We start from the raw sequence: 18,515 nt of genomic DNA on the forward strand, positions 1-18,515 counted from the left end.
CTCCCCTGCCGCACTTGGCGGCTGCCGTGGCCGGGGTGTTCACGCCACAGACCGGGTCGCTGGTGCGGGCCCGCTGGACCCACCTGCTGCGCGACGACCGGCCGCTCCTGACCACGGCGTTCGCCATCGAGGCGGTCATCGACGAGGCCGTGTTCATCGTCGGGCCGGTGCTCGTCACGTTCCTGACCCTCCAGGTGGCCGACGTCGCGGGCCTCGCGACCGCTGCCGCCGCCGCGACGCTGGGCAGCTGGGCGCTCGCCGCGCAGACCGCGACCGAGCCGCCCGCCGGCGGTCACCGCACCGGTCCGCGCGTCGCGATGGGCTGGTCGGTGCTCGGCCCCGTGCTCGTGGCCGCGGTCGGCATCGGCGTCCTCTTCGGCTCGACCGAGGTACTGGTCGTCGCCTTCACGGAGGCCCAGGGAGAGCGCGGGGCGGCCGGGCTCGTGCTGGCGGTCTGGGCTGCCGGGAGCCTGCTCGCCGGTGTCGTCATCGGGGCGCTGCCCGCGCCGGCCGACGCCGTCGCGCGACTGCGGTGGACCGTCCTCGTCCTGGGTCTGCTGTTCGCGCCGCTGCTCCTCGCGCCCACGACCCCCTGGCTCACGGCCGGACTCTTCCTGGCGGGCGTCATGATCTCCCCGACCATGATCGCCGCGACGAGCGTCGTCGAGGAGTACGTCCCGCCGAGCCGCCTGACCGAGGCGCTCACCTGGACGAGCACCGGTCTGGCCGTCGGGGTCGCACCCGGCGCCGCCGTCGCGGGCGCCGTCGTGGACCGGTTCGGTGCCTCCGCCGGGTTCGCCGTGCCCCTCGTGGCAGGCCTCGCGGCGGCGGCCGTCGCCTGGTGGTTCCGACCGCCGCCCCGACCCGACCGTGCCCTCGTGCCCGGTGCCGTCGCGGACTAGGCTGTTCCGGGAGATGAGCACCTCCGCCGCACCGCCCCCCGACGCCCTGCTCGACGACGCCCCGCTGGACGAGCGAGCCGTCGCGCTCGTGCGACGGTGGGTCTCCACCACCGGAAAGCGGCGCAGCGACCCTGCCGCTCGACGCCTCGCGACGCTCCTGAAGGACCCGGCCGGACTCGACTTCACGATCGGCTTCGTCGACCGCGTCGTCCGACCCGAGGACGTCGACGTCGCGGCCCGCAACCTGCGTGACCTGGCGCGGTCGCTGCCGACGTTCCTGCCCTGGACCCAGCGGTTCCTGCTGCGCCTCGGCGCCGTCGTGTCGGTGCTGATGCCAGGCCTGGTGGTCCGGACGGCACGGGCCACGCTGCGACGCATGGTCGGCCACCTGGTGGTCGACGCACGTCCCGAGAAGCTGGGCCGCGCCATCGCCACGCTGCGTCGGCGCGACGACCGGCTCAACCTCAACCTGCTCGGCGAGGCCGTGCTGGGCGAGGCGGAGGCGGTGCGCCGCCGCGACCGCACCCTCGAGCTGCTGCGCCGCGACGACGTCGACTACGTGTCGGTCAAGGTCTCCGCGGTGGCCAGCCAGCTGTCGATGTGGGCCTTCGACGAGACCGTCGACCGGGTCGTCGAGCGGCTCGAGCCGCTGTACGAGGTGGCCGCCGAGCGTGGCTCGTTCATCAACCTCGACATGGAGGAGTACCGCGACCTCGACCTCACCGTGGCGGTGTTCACCCGCGTGCTCGAGGCGCACCCGCAGCTCGAGGCGGGGATCGTGCTGCAGGCCTACCTGCCCGACGCGCTCTCCGCGATGCAGCGTCTGCAGGGCTGGGCACGGGCCCGGCGCGAGGCGGGCGGCGCCGCCATCAAGGTCCGCGTCGTCAAGGGCGCCAACCTCGCCATGGAGCGTGTCGACGCGACCCTCCACGGTTGGCCGCTGGCCACCTGGGGCAGCAAGCAGGAGACCGACACCCACTACAAGCGGGTGCTGCGCTGGGCGCTCACGCCCGAGCGGGTCGACGCCGTCCGCATCGGCGTCGCCGGTCAGAACCTGTTCGACGTCGCCTACGCCTGGCTGCTCGCCGGCGACCGCGGCGTGCGCGACGCGGTCGACGTCGAGATGCTGCTCGGCATGGACGCCGGCCCGGTCGCCGCGGTCCGCGACGACGTCGGTGCCCTGCTGCTGTACACGCCAGTGGTGCACCCCGACGAGTTCGACGTCGCGATCTCCTACCTCGTCCGCCGGCTCGAGGAGAACGCCAGCCCCGAGAACTTCATGTCGGCCGCGTTCGACCTCGCCGACGACCCCGAGGCCTTCGAGCGGGAGGCGAGCCGCTTCCTCGACTCCGTCAAGGCCCTCGACGACGTCGTGCCCCCGCCGCACCGCGTGCAGGACCGCCGCACCGACGCGACCGACCACCACGTGCACGCGCACACGGACGGCTTCTCCAACACCCCCGACACCGACCCGTCCACAGCGGGCAACCGGGTGTGGGGACGTCAGGCGCTGTCGCGCTCCACGTACACGCAGGTCGGCCTGTCGACCATCGAGACCAACCGGGTCCACGGTCCGGCCTCGCTCGAGACGCTCGTGGTCGGTGCTCGCGAGGCCGGTCGCGACTGGGCTGCGCGGGGCGCCGAGGTGCGCGCCTGGATGTGAGCGAGGCGATCGACTTCGCCCACTACTACGCCGAGTCGGCGCGTCGGCTCGAGGTGGTCGACGGCGCACGGTTCGAGCCGGTCGCCCTCACCGTCGTCACGCCGCCGTGGAACTTCCCGGTCGCCATCCCCTGCGGCTCCGTCGTCTCCGCGCTCGCCGCCGGCAGCGCCGTCGTCATCAAGCCCGCGCCGCAGAGCCCCCGCTGCGCGGCCGTGATGGTCGAGGCGCTCTGGCAGGGAGGCGTGCCGCGCGACGTGCTGCGCTACGTCACCCTCGAGGAGGGCGAGCTCAGCCAGTCGCTCGTGTCCCACCGGTCGGTCGACCGGGTCATCCTCACCGGCTCCTGGGAGACCGCCGCCCTGTTCCGTTCCTGGCGGCCCGACCTGCCGCTGATGGCCGAGACGAGCGGCAAGAACGCGCTCGTCGTGACGCCCAGCGCCGACCTCGACCTCGCCGTGGCCGACCTCGTGAAGAGCGCCTTCGGGCACGCCGGGCAGAAGTGCTCCGCCGCCAGCCTCGGCATCCTCGTCGGCTCGGTCGCGACGTCCGAGCGGTTCCGTCGCCAGCTCGTCGACGCGGTCACGTCGTTGAAGGTGGGCTGGCCGGACGATCCCGACGTCTCCGTCGGACCCGTCGTCGAGGCACCGACGGGCAAGCTGCTCGACGCGCTCACCGTGCTCGGCGAGGGCGAGGAGTGGCTCGTCGAGCCCCGTCGCCTCGACGAGACCGGTCGGCTCTGGTCGCCCGGCGTCAAGGTCGGCGTCCAGCCGGGCAGCACGTACCACCGAACCGAGTACTTCGGTCCGGTGCTCGGCCTCATGCACGCCGCCGACCTCGACGAGGCGATCGCGTGGCAGAACGCCACCGACTTCGGCCTCACCGCCGGCATCCACTCCCTCGACCCCGACGAGGTCAACCGCTGGCTCGAGACCGTCGAGGCAGGCAACCTCTACGTGAACCGCGGCATCACCGGCGCGATCGTGCAGCGTCAGCCGTTCGGCGGTTGGAAGCGCTCCAAGGTCGGTGCCACGAGCAAGGCCGGCGGGCCCAACTACCTCTGCCACCTCGGCACCTGGCACCGTCGACCCCTGCGCCACGTGCCCGACGACGTGGCACTGGCGCCCGAGGTCGGCGCGCTGCTCGACGCCGTCGCCCCGCACGTGCTCCAGGACCCGCTGGCCCAGCTGCGCGCCGCCGCCGGGTCCGACGAGGTCGCCTGGCAGCGGGAGTTCGGCCGCGAGAAGGACGTCAGCGGGCTGGGCGTCGAGCGCAACGTGTTCCGGTACCGCGCCGGCAGCGTCCACGTGCGGCTGGGCGACGACCTCGTCCTGGCCGCCCGTGTGCTGCTGGCCGCCCGTCGCTCGGGTGCGACCGTCACGGTCTCCTCCCCCGTGCCGCTGCCCGACGGCCTCGCCGACGACCACGTCGTCGAGGACGCGCAGGCGTGGCTGCGTCGGATGGCCGGCGAGCGGCCGGGCGTGGTGCGCCTGCTCGACCCGTCCCTCGCCCGACCGCTCGCGGAGGCCGTCGAGGGCGACCCCGACGTCGCCGTGCACGCCGACGAGGTCACGTGGTCCGGCCGGGTCGAGCTGCTGCCGTTCGTGCGCGAGCAGGCCGTCACGATCACGGCGCACCGCTTCGGCAACCACGACCCCGCCTTCGACCGGGTGCTGCCCCGCTCCTGAGGTCTCAGCCCTGCTGCAGGCCCGGCGGCAGGGGTGCGCGCCAGCCCCGCCAGAGGGCCAGGAGGCGCCAGCCGACGCAGAGCGCCCCGGCGCCGACGTACGCCCACCAGCCGAGGCCGGCCCCGTGCGCGAGGACGGCGAGCAGCGCGCCGGCGAATGCCGGTGTCGCGTACAGCTCCTCGCGGAAGATCACGGGCACCCGCCCGGCGAGCACGTCGCGCAGGATCCCGCCGCCGATCGCGGTGACCATGCCCAGCAGCGCCGCGGGCAGGACCCCGAGGCCGTACTCGGCGGCCTTGACCCCGCCGGCCACGCAGAACACCGCCGCTCCGACCGCGTCGAGCACGGTGATCTGGGACTCCCGGCGTCCGAACGTCGGGTGGAAGGCGAAGACCACCACCGACGCGACGGCCGGCACGAGCAGGTAGCGCCAGTCCAGCAGGGCCGCCGGCGGCACGGCACCGATGAGCACGTCGCGCAGGACGCCGCCGCCGAGGCCCGTGACGAGTCCCAGCACTGCGGCGCCGAAGACGTCGAGCTCCTTGCGGACGGCCACGATCGCGCCCGTGCATGCAAACACCGCGATCCCGACCAGGTCGAGCGTCACGATCCACACCTCGGGCACACCGAGAGCCTAGGACGTCGCCCCGGTGGCGGGCGAGCGTGTCGCCGCAGCGGGGCCTCGACGGACGCCTACGATGGCAGTGCAACCAGTGGGAGGACGCTCGATGCGCGAACTCGGCCCCGATCGGCTCAGCGACGACGGACGGTACCTCGTCCTGCGCGAGCCCGGTCGACCGGAGCTGTTCCGCGTGCCCGTCGACCGGCGGCTCGCCGCCCTCGTCGAGGCCTCCCCCCGTGCCCGGGGCCGTGCCCACGGCCAGATGGAGATCACGATGGAGAGCAGCCTCACCCCGCGCGAGATCCAGACCCGGATCCGGCGCGGCGAGTCCCCCGACCAGGTCGCCGAGTCCGCCGGCGTGCCCACCGAGCAGATCGAGGGCTTCGCGACCCCGGTGCTCGCCGAACGTGCCTACATGGCCGAGCAGGCCCGCACCACGACGATCCGTCGCCGCCACGCCGCCGGACCGGGCGTGCTGCTCGGCGCGGCCGTCGACGAGAGCGTCGCGGCCCAGGGCGGCGTGCCCGAGGAGGCTGCGTGGGACGCGTGGCGACGCGAGGACGGTCGCTGGACCGTGCAGGTCTTCGCGCCCGACGCGCTCGAGCCGGCCCGGTTCTGCTTCGACGCCAAGAGCCGCTACGTCCTGCCCGACGACGAGGCCGCCCGCCTGCTCGTGGGCGACGTCGCCGCACCGGAGGCGACCGACATGGCCATCGCCGACGCGCTGCGTGCCGACGAGGAGCGGGTCGAGGAGCCGACGGCCCCCGAGGCGGAGCCGGAGGAGCAACTGCTCGTGCACCTGCCCGACGAGGCGCCGCACGCGCTGGTGCACTCGCTCAAGGAGGCCCGCGACCGTCGGGCCATGGAGCAGCTCTCCCTCACCGACGAGCCCGCTGCCGAGCCGGTGCGTCCTGCCCAGCGTCGTGACGAGCCGCAGGGCCGGGACGAGCCCCCGAGCGAGGCACCCGAGCCGGAGGTCGCGCAGGCTGACGACGACGTCGAGGAGCACGTGGCCGTCCCCGACACCGTCGCCCCGCGGGGCAAGAAGCGCCCCGAGCGTCGGCGGGTGCCGAGCTGGGACGAGATCATGTTCGGCGGCCGACCGGAGTAGCGGCCCCGCCGTTCAGGGGAACGGCAGGACGTCGGGCGAGAGCGCCGCGGCCTTGGCCGTCGCTGCGGTCATGCGCCGACGGTGGTGGCGCCGGCACAGCACCTCGTAGCCGACCGACGGGGTCGGTCGTTCGGGGTCGTCGACGTCGCCGACGACGATGACCTCGCCCTCGGTGACCATCACGCCGTCCTCCGTACGGGCGTTGTGCGTGGCGCGCTCCCCGCACCAGCACAGCGCCTCGACCTGCAGCGGCAGGACCCGGTCGGCGAGCTCGACCAGCCGGGCGGCTCCGGGGAAGAGCCGGGTCCGGAAGTCGGTGAGGATGCCGAAGCAGAACACGTCGATGTCGAGCTCGTCGGCGATCTTGGCGAGCTGGTCGACCTGCTCGGGCGTGTAGAACTGCGCCTCGTCGCACACCAGGTAGTCGATGCGTCCGCCGCGGGTCAGCTCGTCGACGACGTGCTCCCAGAAGTGCAGGTGCTCCTCGACCTCGGTGGCCGGCACCGACAGGCCGAGCCGGCTGGAGAGCGTCGCCTCGCCGGCGCGGTCGTGCGAGGCGAAGACGCGTCCGACCCGCCCGCGGGCCCGGTGGTTGTGGTCGAGCTGCAGGGCGAGGGTGCTCTTCCCGCAGTCCATCGTGCCGGAGTAGAAGATCAGGTCGGCCACGGGCTCATCCTCCCAGCGGGGTCACGTCGCGAGCAGCACGGGGATCCGCAGCTCGGCCTCGGTGACCGACCCGTGGAAGCCCTTCATGCGCATCTCGAGCGGGAAGTCGTCGGTGCTGAAGACCCCGAAGTCGCCGAGCGCGGCGACGACGACGTCGCCGACCCGTCCGGCGACCTCCGGAGCCAGGGGGCCGAACCAGTCGTCGAGCTCGTCGCGGGTGCGCACCACCGCCCGGTCGCCGCACGCGGCCCGCCAGCGCTCGGCGACGGCCTCGCGCTCCTGACGCGCCGTGTACAGGTGCCGGAACCGTGCCTCCCCGGCGAGCAGGTCGACACCCTCGAGCAGGTCGGGACGGTCGGCGACGTCGAACCGGCCCTCGGCCGGCAGGTCGACCATGCCGTGGTCGGCGGTCACGAGGAGCACGGTGTCGTCGGGCAGGAGGTCGCGCAGCTGCGCCGTCTCGCGGTCGACCGTGACCAGCACGTCGCGCCACTCCTGCGACGTCGAGCCGTGCGCGTGGCCCGCGTGGTCGAGCCGCGACTCGTAGGCGTAGACCAGCGAGCGGTCGGCGTCCTCGACGACGTCGGCGACGACGTCGAGACGCTCCCACACGGAGCCGACCCCGTGGAACGGCGCGCCACGCTGGCTGCAGAGCGTGAGACCGGAGCCCTCGAAGCGCGACTCGTTGACGCTGGCGGCGTTCAGTCCCGCCTCGTGGAGACGCTGGAGCACCGTGGGGTGACGCTGCCACTGCTGGGCGTCGACCGGCTGGTCCCAGGCGAGGGCGTTGAACCGACGGCCTGTCTCTGGCACCCGTGAGGTGTAGCCGACGACGCCGTGCGATCCCGCGCGCAGCCCGGTGCCGAGCGACGTGAGGCTCGTGACGGTCGTCGACGGCACGCCGCAGACGACGTCGGGGACCGAGGGCAGGGACGACAGGAACGGCGCGAGGTGCGCGTGCTCGCGCAGCAGCTGCTCCCCCATCCCGTCGACGAGGAGCACGACGTAGCGGCGCGCCTCGGGAAGGCCGAGCGTGTCGTGGAAGCCGAGGTCGGGTCCGGCGACGACGGCCGCGGCGGACGTCATGACCTCGTGCAGTCCGTGGCGGCCCGCGGGTCCGGGTCGGCTCATGCGGTGCCGCTCGTGGCGGCCGAGAGCCGCCGCGCGAACTCCAGCAGTCGCTCCACCGCCGCGCCGCCGTCGGCCGCGGAGCTGAGCCGCAGCGAGAAATCGTCACCCGTCAGGTTGCCGGTGTAGCCGTGGTCGGCGTCGCAGTCGGGGTCGCTGCACTGCGCCGGCTCGAGGTCGAGGTGCGACACGGCACCCCAGCCGATCGTGACCACGGCCTCCTCGAGTTTGCCCGACGTCGCGACCATGCGGGTGACGACCACCGACCGGATGCGGTGGATCGACACCGCCTCGCTCGTGGTGGAGGTGTAGGGCTTCGGGAGCAGGTCGTCCGGCGGGTGCTCGTCGGTGTGCACGAGCACCACGCGCGACGGCGTCATCACCAGGACGGTCATGTGACGGCGGATCTCGTCGCGCTCGAACGTCGGCTCGTGGTGCACGACGTGCGCGAGGACGTCCTCGCCGGCGAGGGCGTCACGGAGACCGGCGGTGACGATGTCGGGGTAGTAGCCGCTGCGGGCGATCTCGGTGAAGACGTCCGAGCTCGGGCCGGCGGGGCGCTCGCGTCGCATCAGGCCAGCGTATCCCTGCTCGGGGTGCTGAGTCGTCGCACGTACCGCTCCTCGCGCCGGTCGGTGGCGGGCACGATCTTGGCGCGCGCGCTGAGCGCCGTCAGCCCGCCCTCGTGGACGAGCACCGGCTCGAGGTCGAGCTCGGCCACCTCGGGGAGGTCGTCCTTCAGCGCCGCCAGCCGCAGGATGACGTCCTGGATGGCGGCGGTGTCGACCGGCTCCGACCCGCGGTACCCGTAGAGCAGCGGCGCGGACCGCAGGTCCTGGATCATCGACTCGGCGTCGACGTCGGTGAGCGGGGGGATGCCGTAGGCGCGGTCGCCGAGCAGCTCGCTCGACGCGCCGGCCAGGCCGAACGACACGAGCGGGCCGAAGAGGGCGTCCTCGGTGACCGTGAACGACAGCGGGATGCCCGCCGGTGCCGACCGCTGCACGAAGAACCGGGTGTCGGCGCGCATGCCGGGCCAGGAGGTCAGCTGGTCCCACGCCTCGGTCATGTCCTGGCGGTCCTGGATGTTGCGCCAGATGTGCGCGAGGTCGGGGCGTGCGCGCAGGTGCTCGCTGCCGGCCTTGAGGACGACGTCCCAGCCGAGCTGCTCGGCCGCGGCGATCGCCTCCTCCGGGTCGTGCACGTTGATCCACGTCCAGAGGTCGATGCCGTAGCAGGCGAGCAGCGCGTGCACCTGCTCCGTCGACAGGATCGCGCCCCGCGGTGCGTGCGAGAGGACGTCGCGCACGAGCGCACGGGCGTCGCCCGTGCGGATGTCGGTGTGAGCCCGGAACTCGCCGTGGTCGCGGGCGGCCCACTCGGCGTACGTGACCACGCGGGCCAGGGCGCGGACCGCGGACTCCGGGGCCGGGTACGACGGGACCGAGCCGCGTCCGGCCGAGCCACCCTGCACGTCGGGGACGCGCAGCAGCTCGGGGATGCCCTCGGTGCCGAGGAAGGTCGAGACGATCGGCTTGTCGGACTGCTCGCCGATCGACGCCAGCACGTTCGCGACCTCCTCGCCGGAGGTGTTGAGCGGCGGGATGTAGACGACCATGAGCGCGTCGATGTCGTCGGACGCGAGGGCCGTCTCGATGGCGACCTCGAAGTCGTCGGCGCCGGCGTCGGCACCGAGCGGGACGGAGTCGGCGACCTGCAGGCCGGTGGCGGTGGCCGCGTCGGCGACCAGCAGGCCCATGGCGTCGGAGTTGCCGACGACGCAGATCCGGTTGCCGCGCGGCAGCGGCTGGTGCGCGACGAGCTGCCCGACGTCGAACATCTCCTCGAGCGTGTCGACCTGCACGACCCCCGCCTGGCGGAACATGGCGTCGACGGCCGCCTGCGGCGCGGTGCTGCGCTTGACGGCGTGGCCGACCGGGACGCCCTGCGTCGAGCGACCCGACTTCACGGCGACGACGGGCTTGGACTCCGAGACGCGTCGGGCGATCCGCGAGAACTTGCGCGGGTTGCCGATGGACTCGAGGTAGAGGAGCACGACCTCGGTGTCGTCGTCCTCCTGCCAGTACTGCAGGAGGTCGTTGCCGGAGACGTCGGCGCGGTTGCCGGCGGAGACGAACGTCGAGAGGCCGAGACCACGCCGCGACACCGACTCCAGGATCGCCGTGCCGAGCGCACCGGACTGGCAGAAGAAGCCCACGCGACCCTGGGGCGGCATGGCGGTGGAGAGCGAGGCGTTCAGCTGGACGGCGGGTGCGGTGTTGATGACGCCGAGGCAGTTGGGACCCACCAGGCGCAGCCCGTAGGAGCGGGACAGGTCGAGCAGGGTGCGCTGACGCTGGCGACCCTCCGGGCCCTCCTCGGCGAAGCCGGCCGAGATCACGACGAGCCCGTGCACGCCCTTGGCGGCGCAGTCGAGCACGACGTCGTTGACCGACTCCGCCGGCACGGCCACGATCGCGAGGTCGACCTCGTGCGGGATGTCCTTCACGCTCTTGAACGCCGGCAGGCCCGACACGGCCTCCGCCTGGCTGTTCACGGCGTACACGCTGCCCTGGTAGTCCCCCAGCACGAGGTTGCGCACGATGGTCTGGCCGATCGAGCGCTGGCGGCGGCTCGCGCCGACCACGGCGATGCTGCGCGCGGCGAAGATCCGCTCGATCGAGGCGGCCTCGGCACGCTGCTCGCGCGAGCGCATGACGCCCACGGCGGAGTCGGTGGGGTCGATGCGGAACGAGAGCTGCTGCACGCCGTCCTCGACGACGCCCTCGACGGAGTAGCCCATCTCGCGGAAGACCTGCAGCATGCGGTTGTTGCTCGGCAGGACGTCGGCCGTGAACCGCTTGATGCCGCGCTCGCGACCCGCCTGCGCGAGGTGCTCGAGCAGCAGCTGCCCGACCCCGCGACCCTGGTGCGCGTCCTCCACCAGGAACGCGACCTCGGCCTCGTCGTCGCTGGTGGCGTCGTAGCGCCCGACCCCGATGATGTCGTCGTGCAGCGTGAGCACGAACGCGACGCGACGGTCGAGGTCGACATGCGTGAACCGCTCGACGTCGCGCGCCGAAAGCGTCGGGTACGGGGCGAAGAACCGGTAGTACTTCGACTCGTCGGAGACCCGGGAGTAGAAGGCGACGAACGCGTCGGTGTCCTCGGGCGTGATCGGCCGCAACTGCGCGACGCGACCGTCCTTCAGGAGGACGTCGGCGTCCCACGACGGCGGTCGTCCGTCCTCGTAGGTCGTGGGCTCTCGGTGCACTGCTCCAACCTACCGGTCGGCTGCTGCGTCCTCGCTCCACCCGAGCGCCGTAGAGTTCCCACGACGACACGCCGGGGCCGAGGTCCATCAGTGCGTCCCCTACGAGAGGCCGACCGTGACACCCATCGAAACGCTGCGGGTCATGGTGCGGCGAGGGGCCGGCAGCATCGAGCGCGCTCCCGGCTACCGTGAGGCCGTCGCGCAGATCCACCGGAGTTCGATCGACGAGGTCGATCGAGGGTTCCTCGTCGAGCTCTACTGGGCGACGAGGGACCTCTTCACACGCAACCAGGTCCTCAAGGCGCTCGTCCTTCGATGCGAGGAGCAGGACCTGGGGGACTTCTTCCTGGCAGCGATCAAGCGGGAGAAGATGCTGCACGACCTTCGTCTCACGGCGGTCCGCGGGTACGCCGCCCACGCCACCGAAGCAGAGGTCGAGCCATGGATGAAGCGGCTCTCGACGTCGCTCGCGAAGATCCCCGAGCACACGCCCGCAGCCTTCGACACGTACACACCGCTCCTGTCTCCGTTCGGCCTGCCCTACCTCGCGGACCGCTACGGCTACCGGTGCTTCGTCGACACCCTCGCGCAGGTGTGGAGCCAGTACGACGCGATTCCCGCCGAGTACGCACGGTTCAGGCCGACCTGGCGCATCGGCGCGGACGGCACCCTGGTCGACGAGCCGCTCGACGCGCCACCGCGCTGACGACGGTCACCTCGCCCCAGGCGCCGGTGCGGCGTGGCGACGCACCGGGCGCGAGCCGGGCCAGGGATGATGGGTGACGCCTGAGTGGAAGCCGGAGGACTCCGGCTCCTGAGTGATCGAGAGAGGTTGCATGGCCCGCAGCAGCACCCCGAGCCCCCCCGAGGAGTTCGACGAGCACATCATCGACACCGACATCACGGACGAGATGAATGCCAGCTACATCGAGTACGCGTACTCGGTGATCTACTCGCGGGCCATCCCCGACGCCCGCGACGGTCTCAAGCCCGTGCAGCGCCGCACGCTCTTCACGATGGACGACATGGGCCTGCGCAGCGACCGCGGCCACGTCAAGAGCGCCCGCGTCGTCGGTGAGGTCATGGGTCGGCTGCACCCGCACGGCGACGGCGCGATCTACGACGCCCTCGTGCGGCTCGTGCAGGCGTGGTCGATGCGTCTGCCCCTCGTCGACGGGCACGGCAACTTCGGCTCGCCGGACGACCCGCCGGCCGCGATGCGCTACACCGAGTGCCGCATGGACGCCGCCGCGGAGGCCATGACCGCGTCGATCGACGAGGACACCGTCGACTTCCGCCCCAACTACGACGGCCGCGAGCTCGAGCCGAGCGTCCTGCCGGCGTCGCTGCCGAACCTGCTGGTCAACGGCGCGTCGGGGATCGCCGTCGGCATGGCCACCAACATCGCCCCGCACAACCTCGTCGAGGTCGTGCAGGCCCTGCGCCACCTCATCGAGCACCCCGGAGCCGACCTCGACGACCTCATGCGCTTCGTGCCCGGGCCCGACCTGCCCACCGGCGGCAAGATCGTCGGTCTCGACGGCATCCGCGACGCCTACGCGACCGGCAACGGCTCGTTCCGCATGCGCGCGACCACCCGGATCGAGAACATCACGCCCCGTCGCAAGGGCATCGTCGTCACCGAGCTGCCCTACAACGTCGGCACGGAGAAGGTCGTCGAGGCGATCAAGAAGCTCGTGCAGGCCAAGAAGCTGCAGGGCATCTCCGACATCAAGAACCTGACCGACCGTCACAAGGGCCTGCACCTCGTGATCGAGGTGAAGAACGGGATCGTGCCCGAGGCGCTGCTCGAGCAGCTCTTCAAGCAGACGCCGATGGAGTCCTCGTTCTCGATCAACGCGGTCGCGCTCGTCGACGGGCAGCCGCGGACGCTGGGCCTCAAGCAGATGCTCGAGGTCTACCTCGACCACCGCTTCCAGGTCGTGCGCCGCCGCAGCGAGTTCCGTCGGGCGAAGGCGGCCGACCGGCTCCACCTCGTCGAGGGCCTGCTCGTGGCGATCGTCGACATCGACGAGGTCATCCAGCTGGTCCGCAGCAGCGACAACCGCGGCGAGGCGCGCACCCGCCTGATGGGCGTGTTCGACCTCAGCGAGGCGCAGGCCGACTTCATCCTCGACCGGACGCTCGGCAGCCTCACCAGGTTCTCCCGCATCGAGCTGGAGAAGGAGGCCGACGAGCTGCGCGCCACCATCGAGCAGCTCGAGGAGATCCTCGGCGACGACACCGTCCTGCGCGGCGTCGTCTCCGACGAGCTCGCCGAGGTCGCCCAGAGCTTCGGCACGCCGCGCCGCACCGTCCTCCTGGAGTCCGCGGGCCAGACCGTCACCGCCACGGCGTCGCTCGAGGTCGCCGACGACCCGTGCTTCGTGCTGCTGTCGGCGACCGGCCTGCTGGCCCGCACCACCGACGCGACGCCGTTCGGCGACGTCGGGAACCGCGCGAAGCACGACGTGATCGTCTCCGCAGTCGCGACGACGGCCCGCGGGCAGGTCGGCCTCGTGACGCAGGACGGCGTGGTCCACCGGCTCGACGTCCTCGACATCCCCGCGCTGCCGCCGACCGCGTCGGCGCCGCACGTGCAGGGGGGGATCCCGCTGCGTGAGCTGCTGTCGACCCCTGCCGCGCCGATCACGCTGATGTCGTTGTCCGACGACGGGCCCGGGATCGCCCTGGGCACCCGCGCGGGTGTCGTCAAGCGGGTCAAGCCCGACCCCGTCCTCACCCGCGACGCGTGGGAGGTCGTCAGCCTCGCCGACGGCGACGTCGTGGTGGGCGCCGCGCCGCTCGCGACGGGCGAGGAACAGCTCGTCTTCGTCACGTCCGACGCCCAGCTCCTGCGCTTCGAGGCCGGTCTGGTGCGGCCCCAGGGCCGTGGCGGCGGTGGGGTCGCCGGCGTCAAGCTCGCACCCGGACAGCGCGTCGTCGGCTTCGGCGTCGTCGGCGACGTCGACTCCGCGCACGTCCTCACCATCGCCGGCTCCGGTGACGCGCTCCCCGGCACGCAGACGGGCGCGGCCAAGGTCACGCCCCTGTCGGCCTTCCCGGCCAAGGGACGCGCCACGGGAGGGGTGCGCTGCCAGCGGCTCCTGAAGGGCGAGGACGGGCTGATCCTGGCGTGGGTGGGCGACGGCGTGCCCCTCGCCTGCGCCACGAGCGGGTCGCCGGTCGACCTGCCTGCGGTGGACCCCAGGCGCGACGGCTCCGGCGTGCCCGTGGCCCAGCCCGTGCTGGCCGCCGCGTCGCCCGCGGCACTCCTGCCGGGACTCCCCGTCGTGCGAGACTGACGCCGTGCGCCCTCTCACCCGAACCGCGTCCATCTCGCCGCTCCGGGCGGCCCTGCTGCCGCTCGCGCTCGTCCTCGCCGTGCTGCTCGCCGGCTGCACGGGCGGCGGTGACGACGGCGGCTCCACGGACACCGCCGCCGTGCAGAAGCGGCTCGACGCTGCCAAGAGGACCATCGACGACGCCGAGACGGTCGACGTCTCGCTGACGACGTCGTCGGTGCCGGACGGCGTGTCCGGCCTGCTCTCCGCGACGGGGAAGGGCAACCACTCCCCCGCCTTCGAGGGTGACGTGAAGGTCTCCTCCGGCGGTGCCACGCTGACCGCCAAGGTGATCGCCGTCGACGGCACCGTCTACGCGAACACGGGCATCACGCCGGGCTACCTCACGATCGATCCCGCGTCGCTCAAGGCACCCGACCCGGCGGGCCTGCTCGACCCCGACTCCGGTCTCACGAGCATCCTCGCCTCCACGGAGGACCTGAAGACGGGCGACCAGTCGCGCGACGGCCGCGACGTGCTCACCTCCGTCACCGGGACGCTCCCCGGCTCGGTCGTGGCCGACATCATCCCGTCGGCCTCCCGGCAGGGGACGTTCACGGTCACGTACCGGCTGACCGACGAGGACGAGCTGCGCGACGCCAAGATGACCGGGCCGTTCTACGGCGAGGGCTCGAAGGTCACCTACACGGTCAAGCTCGCCACGTCGGACGAGCCCGTCACGATCACGGCTCCCGCCGCGACCGGCGGCCGCTGACCCGTGGCGGAACCCCGCGGCCCCGGCGACGTCCGGCTGGCCTCGCGCACCTTGCTCGGCCTGGCCGCGGTGGCCATCGCGTTCGCGGCGGCCGACACGTACGTCGTCGTGCTCGCGCTGCCCGACATGATGTCGGCGAGCGGCCTCGACGTCGACGAGCTCCAGCGCGCGGCCCCGATCGTCTCGGGCTTCCTGCTCGGCTACGTCGGGGTGCTGCCCCTCATCGGACGGATCTCCGACCTGCGCGGCCGGGTGCCGGTGCTGCTGGGGTCGCTGGTCGTCTTCGCCGTCGGGTCCCTGGTGACCGCCGCGGCCTACGACCTGGAGACCATCGTCGCGGGACGTCTCCTGCAGGGTGTCGGGGGCGGCGGGCTCATCCCCCCGACCCTCGCGCTGGTCGCGGACCTGTGGCCCCCGAAGCGGCGCGGCCTCCCCCTGGGCGTCGTGGGTGCGGTGCAGGAGCTCGGCAGCGTCCTCGGACCGCTCTACGGCGCGGTGGTGCTGGCGTTCGGGTCGTGGCGTGACATCTTCTGGGTGAACGCCGCCGTCGGCCTGCTGCTCGCCGCGGTCATGCTGCGGCTGCGGGACGCGGCCCCGTCGACGGAAGAAGCTACGGCGACCGACCGTGGTCGCCCCGACCTGCTGGGCGCCGGCCTCCTCGCCCTCTCGCTGCTCGGTCTGTCGCTCGTGATGCTGGAGCCGCAGCGGCTCGTCACCGGCGTCACCTCGGGCCTGGCGTTCCTGCCGGTCACCGGCGACTCGCGGTGGCTGACACCCGTCGCGCTCGTCACCTACGCGCTCGCGGCGCTTCTGCTGGTGCGGCAGGCCACCGCCCGACGGCCGCTCGTGCAGTGGCGCAGCTGGGGCGAGGTCGCGCGCAGCACCGACCTGGTGGGCGCGGGTCTGCTCACGCTGGCGCTCGCCGCCGTCATCATCACGTTCGCCTCGGCCGAGCCCGAGTCGGGCGCGATCTCGCCCGCTGCCCCCTGGCTGCTGCCGGTGGCCGCGGCGGCTGCGGCCGGCTTCGCCTACCGCCAGCGGACCGCCGCCACACCGCTCGTGCCGCGCGGCGCCCTCGCGTCCCGCCCCGCCTGGGGCGCGCTGGTGGTCTCCTTCGTCGTCGGCGCCTCCCTGATCGCGGCGCTCGTCGACATCCCGTTCTTCGCCCGTCTCACCGTCTACCGCGACTCCCAGCTCGACGCCGCGCTGGTGCTCGTCCGGTTCCTCGTGGCCCTGCCCGTCGGCGCGGTGATGGGCGGCTGGCTGCTGCGTCGCGTGCCCGCCGCGTGGATCACCGCCGCGGCGATGCTGATGAGCGCACTCGCCTTCCTGCACATGGCGACGTGGGACGCCCAGTCGCTCGCGAGTGGGTGGGAGACGCTCTCGCTCGTCGCAGCGGGTCTCGGCTTCGGCCTGGCGATCGCCCCGGTGAACGCGGTGCTGCTCGAGCACACCGCCGACGCGGTGCACGGGGTGGCGAGCGCCCTGCTGATCGTGGCGCGCATGGTGGGCATGCTGATCGGCATCTCCGCGCTCACGACCGTCGGCCTGCGCGCCTTCTACGCGGCGTCGGAGAAGATCCCCCCGGCATCGGAGGTGTGCTCGGGCGCGGTCCAGCTGTGCCAGGCCTACCGCGACGAGGTGCGCGACGCCGGGATCGCCCAGCTGCACGCGGTGTTCGTCGGGGCGGCCGTCTGCGCTGCGGTCGCAGCGGTCCTCGCGCTGTGGTTGTTGCGTGAGGCACCTAACAGGCGGGCGCGAAACACCGGCGGTACGATGCCGGTGTGACGGACTTCGACGATCTTCTCGCAGCCAACCGGACCTTCGCCGACTCCTTCTCGCTCACCGGCTTCGACGGCATCGCGCGTGCCGGCGTCGCCATGGTGACGTGCATGGACTCGCGCATCGACCCCCTCGGCATGATCGGCCTCCAGCCCGGTGACGCCAAGATCCTGCGCAACCCCGGCGGTCGCGTCAACGACCCGGAGCTCGTAGCCCTGGTCCTCGGCTCGCACCTGCTGCAGGTCAAGCGCGTGCTCGTCGTCGAGCACACGCGGTGCGCGATGGCCTCCTCCACCGAGGAGCAGATCCACCAGCGGGTCTCCGACAGCACCGGCACCGACGCCACCTGGATGTCGATCGGACCGATCTCGGACCAGAAGCGCCAGATCCGTGCCGACGTGCACCGCGTGACGTCGCACCCGCTCATCCCCGACAGCGTCGAGGTCGGCGGCTTCATCTACGACGTCGACACCGGTCTGCTCGAGCAGGTCGTCTGACGACCCCTGCGTCCCCAGGACGACTGCACGACGCCCTCCTCCCGGCCTGGGAGGAGGGCGTCGTCGTGCGGGGACCGTCTCCGCAGCCGTGGTCAGTCGAGGCGGGTGCCGTCGAGGCCGAAGGTCCCGCGTGTGGTCGTGGAGCCGTCGGTGACGTCGACGACCAGTCTCGGCTCGGTGCCGCTCGTGACGACGTGCAGCTGCACGTCCGGCGACGCGTCCGGACCCACCTCGAGCAGCGTCGTCTCCACGATGTCCTGGACCACGGACGGGGCGACGTCGGCCAGGTCGACGGGTGAGGCCGCCGGGTCGAGCCCGGTCGGCTCGCCGACCGGCTCCCACTCGACCCCTCGGAAGACCCACTGACGGGCGGTCGTGCCGTCGACGACCGTGGCGGTGCCGCTGCCGTCGCGCACGTCGTACGTGGTGACGGTCGCCGCGCCGGCGTCGTCGTCGAGGTCCGCGACCTGCAGGTCCCACCACGTCGCGGCGTCGGGCACCGTCACGCCGTCCTTCTCGGTGTAGCCGTCGTCCGCGAGCCCGACGTCGTCGGAGGACCCGGAGTCGAAGCCGTCGTCGATGGAGCCGGCGACGCCGACGAACACCACGACGGCGACGATCAGCGGCACGAGGAAGACCGCGATGACGGCGATGACGCCGCACCCGATCTTGCGCTCCGTCGTCCACCCGCTGGGCTGCGGGCCCGCCGCGGCTCCCGAGCCGGAGCCGCCGTAGGAGGGCGGCGCCCAGCTGGGACCCTGCCCGGCCGAGGCTGGCAGACCTGCCGAGGGAGGCGGCAGGGACGGGGCCGAGGGGGTCGGCAGGTCCCGCGGGGCGACCGGGTCGAGGTCGGCGACCGGGGGCGGCATCCCGAAGGGCGGTGCACCCAGGTCCGGCGAGGTCGGCGTCGGCGGGCGGCTCTCGAGGTCGCGCAGGACCATCGCGAGGTCGCCCTTGGTGGAGGCGGCGTCGATCTGCTCGAGGCGCAGGGCCCGGTCGGCGGCCGTGATGCGACCCTCCGCGTACGCCTCGTCCACCATCCGGCGTGCCCGCCGACGGTCGCCGCGGCTGGCGCCGCTGGGGTCGCTGATGTCGCTCACGGCGGCAGCGTAGCGGGACGGACGTC

The 18,515-nt window shown here is 72.9% G+C and carries 13 protein-coding genes and 1 pseudogene; 8 read left to right on the plus strand and 6 right to left on the minus strand.

Translation table 11 applies throughout. The features are described from left to right. A partial coding sequence (locus A6Q81_RS15865) for an MFS transporter (RefSeq protein WP_286691063.1) occupies positions 1-902 on the plus strand: 902 nt, incomplete at its 5' end. Between the two features lies 1 nt (position 903). Then, positions 904-4,250 (plus strand): annotated as a pseudogene (locus A6Q81_RS17405) (proline dehydrogenase family protein). 4 nt (positions 4,251-4,254) lie between these two features. Here A6Q81_RS17405 and A6Q81_RS15880 read toward each other — a convergent pair. Next, positions 4,255-4,875, minus strand: coding sequence for a trimeric intracellular cation channel family protein (locus A6Q81_RS15880; protein ID WP_144433731.1), 621 nt, complete (start codon positions 4,873-4,875; stop codon positions 4,255-4,257). A 103-nt stretch (positions 4,876-4,978) separates the two neighbouring features. On the opposite strand from A6Q81_RS15880, the gene sepH reads away from it, so the two are divergent. Continuing rightward, the gene (sepH, locus tag A6Q81_RS15885) at positions 4,979-5,983 is read left to right on the plus strand and encodes a septation protein SepH (protein WP_067857091.1); all 1,005 of its coding nucleotides are present in this window, start codon (positions 4,979-4,981) and stop codon (positions 5,981-5,983) included. 12 nt (positions 5,984-5,995) lie between these two features. Here the strand turns inward: sepH and A6Q81_RS15890 are convergent, their stop codons facing one another. Genes A6Q81_RS15890 through A6Q81_RS15905 form a run of 4 tightly spaced genes read right to left on the minus strand, consistent with a single transcriptional unit; the run spans position 5,996 to position 11,051 of the window. After that, complete coding sequence (locus tag A6Q81_RS15890) at positions 5,996-6,649, minus strand: thymidine kinase (RefSeq protein ID WP_286691066.1); 654 nt, start codon at positions 6,647-6,649, stop codon at positions 5,996-5,998. 21 nt (positions 6,650-6,670) lie between these two features. Continuing rightward, positions 6,671-7,780 (minus strand): alkaline phosphatase family protein, encoded by a 1,110-nt coding sequence (locus A6Q81_RS15895; RefSeq protein ID WP_067857085.1) that lies wholly within the window; start codon positions 7,778-7,780, stop codon positions 6,671-6,673. Further along, positions 7,777-8,349: a DUF5998 family protein gene (locus tag A6Q81_RS15900; protein WP_067857083.1), complete on the minus strand. Its 573-nt coding sequence runs from the start codon at positions 8,347-8,349 to the stop codon at positions 7,777-7,779. The genes A6Q81_RS15895 and A6Q81_RS15900 overlap by 4 nt, the downstream gene beginning before the upstream one ends. Beyond that, entirely contained in the window at positions 8,349-11,051 is a 2,703-nt protein-coding gene (locus tag A6Q81_RS15905) for a bifunctional acetate--CoA ligase family protein/GNAT family N-acetyltransferase (RefSeq protein ID WP_067857079.1), read from the minus strand. Before A6Q81_RS15905 ends, A6Q81_RS15900 begins: the two co-directional genes overlap by 1 nt. A 115-nt stretch (positions 11,052-11,166) precedes the next feature. Here A6Q81_RS15905 and A6Q81_RS15910 point away from each other — a divergent pair, with 115 nt between their 5' ends. The 5 genes from A6Q81_RS15910 (at position 11,167) to A6Q81_RS15930 (ending at position 17,389) form a co-directional block, all read left to right on the plus strand. Continuing rightward, on the plus strand, positions 11,167-11,757 hold the full coding sequence (locus tag A6Q81_RS15910) for a hypothetical protein (protein WP_286691067.1): 591 nt from the start codon (positions 11,167-11,169) through the stop codon (positions 11,755-11,757). 130 nt (positions 11,758-11,887) lie between these two features. Beyond that, positions 11,888-14,356, plus strand: coding sequence for a DNA gyrase/topoisomerase IV subunit A (locus A6Q81_RS15915; protein WP_286691068.1), 2,469 nt, complete (start codon positions 11,888-11,890; stop codon positions 14,354-14,356). Positions 14,357-14,360: 4 nt separating this feature from the next. Then, positions 14,361-15,110, plus strand: coding sequence for an LppX_LprAFG lipoprotein (locus tag A6Q81_RS15920; RefSeq protein WP_286691069.1), 750 nt, complete (start codon positions 14,361-14,363; stop codon positions 15,108-15,110). A gap of 3 nt (positions 15,111-15,113) precedes the next feature. Continuing rightward, positions 15,114-16,898 carry an MFS transporter gene (locus A6Q81_RS15925; protein ID WP_169795970.1) on the plus strand — a complete coding sequence of 595 codons (1,785 nt, stop codon included), beginning with the start codon at positions 15,114-15,116 and terminating at the stop codon, positions 16,896-16,898. Next, complete coding sequence (locus A6Q81_RS15930; protein WP_286691070.1) at positions 16,895-17,389, plus strand: beta-class carbonic anhydrase; 495 nt, start codon at positions 16,895-16,897, stop codon at positions 17,387-17,389. The genes A6Q81_RS15925 and A6Q81_RS15930 overlap by 4 nt, the downstream gene beginning before the upstream one ends. Positions 17,390-17,481: 92 nt before the next feature. Here the strand turns inward: A6Q81_RS15930 and A6Q81_RS15935 are convergent, their stop codons facing one another. Further along, positions 17,482-18,489 carry a DUF1707 domain-containing protein gene (locus tag A6Q81_RS15935; RefSeq protein WP_067857066.1) on the minus strand — a complete coding sequence of 336 codons (1,008 nt, stop codon included), beginning with the start codon at positions 18,487-18,489 and terminating at the stop codon, positions 17,482-17,484. Positions 18,490-18,515: the final 26 nt, after the last annotated feature.

This window comes from Aeromicrobium sp. REDSEA-S38_B2, from assembly GCF_001628525.1.
In the GTDB taxonomy this organism is placed as follows: Bacteria; Actinomycetota; Actinomycetes; order Propionibacteriales; family Nocardioidaceae; genus Aeromicrobium; species Aeromicrobium erythreum.

Bases quoted from the DNA above. Each gene is read 5' to 3' on its own strand.
- A6Q81_RS15900 (WP_067857083.1), bottom strand. From the start codon at position 8,349: ATGCGACGCGAGCGCCCCGCCGGCCCGAGCTCGGACGTCTTCACCGAG.
- A6Q81_RS15915 (WP_286691068.1), top strand. From the start codon at position 11,888: ATGGCCCGCAGCAGCACCCCGAGCCCCCCCGAGGAGTTCGACGAGCAC.
- A6Q81_RS15895 (WP_067857085.1), bottom strand. From the start codon at position 7,780: ATGAGCCGACCCGGACCCGCGGGCCGCCACGGACTGCACGAGGTCATG.
- sepH (WP_067857091.1), top strand. From the start codon at position 4,979: ATGCGCGAACTCGGCCCCGATCGGCTCAGCGACGACGGACGGTACCTC.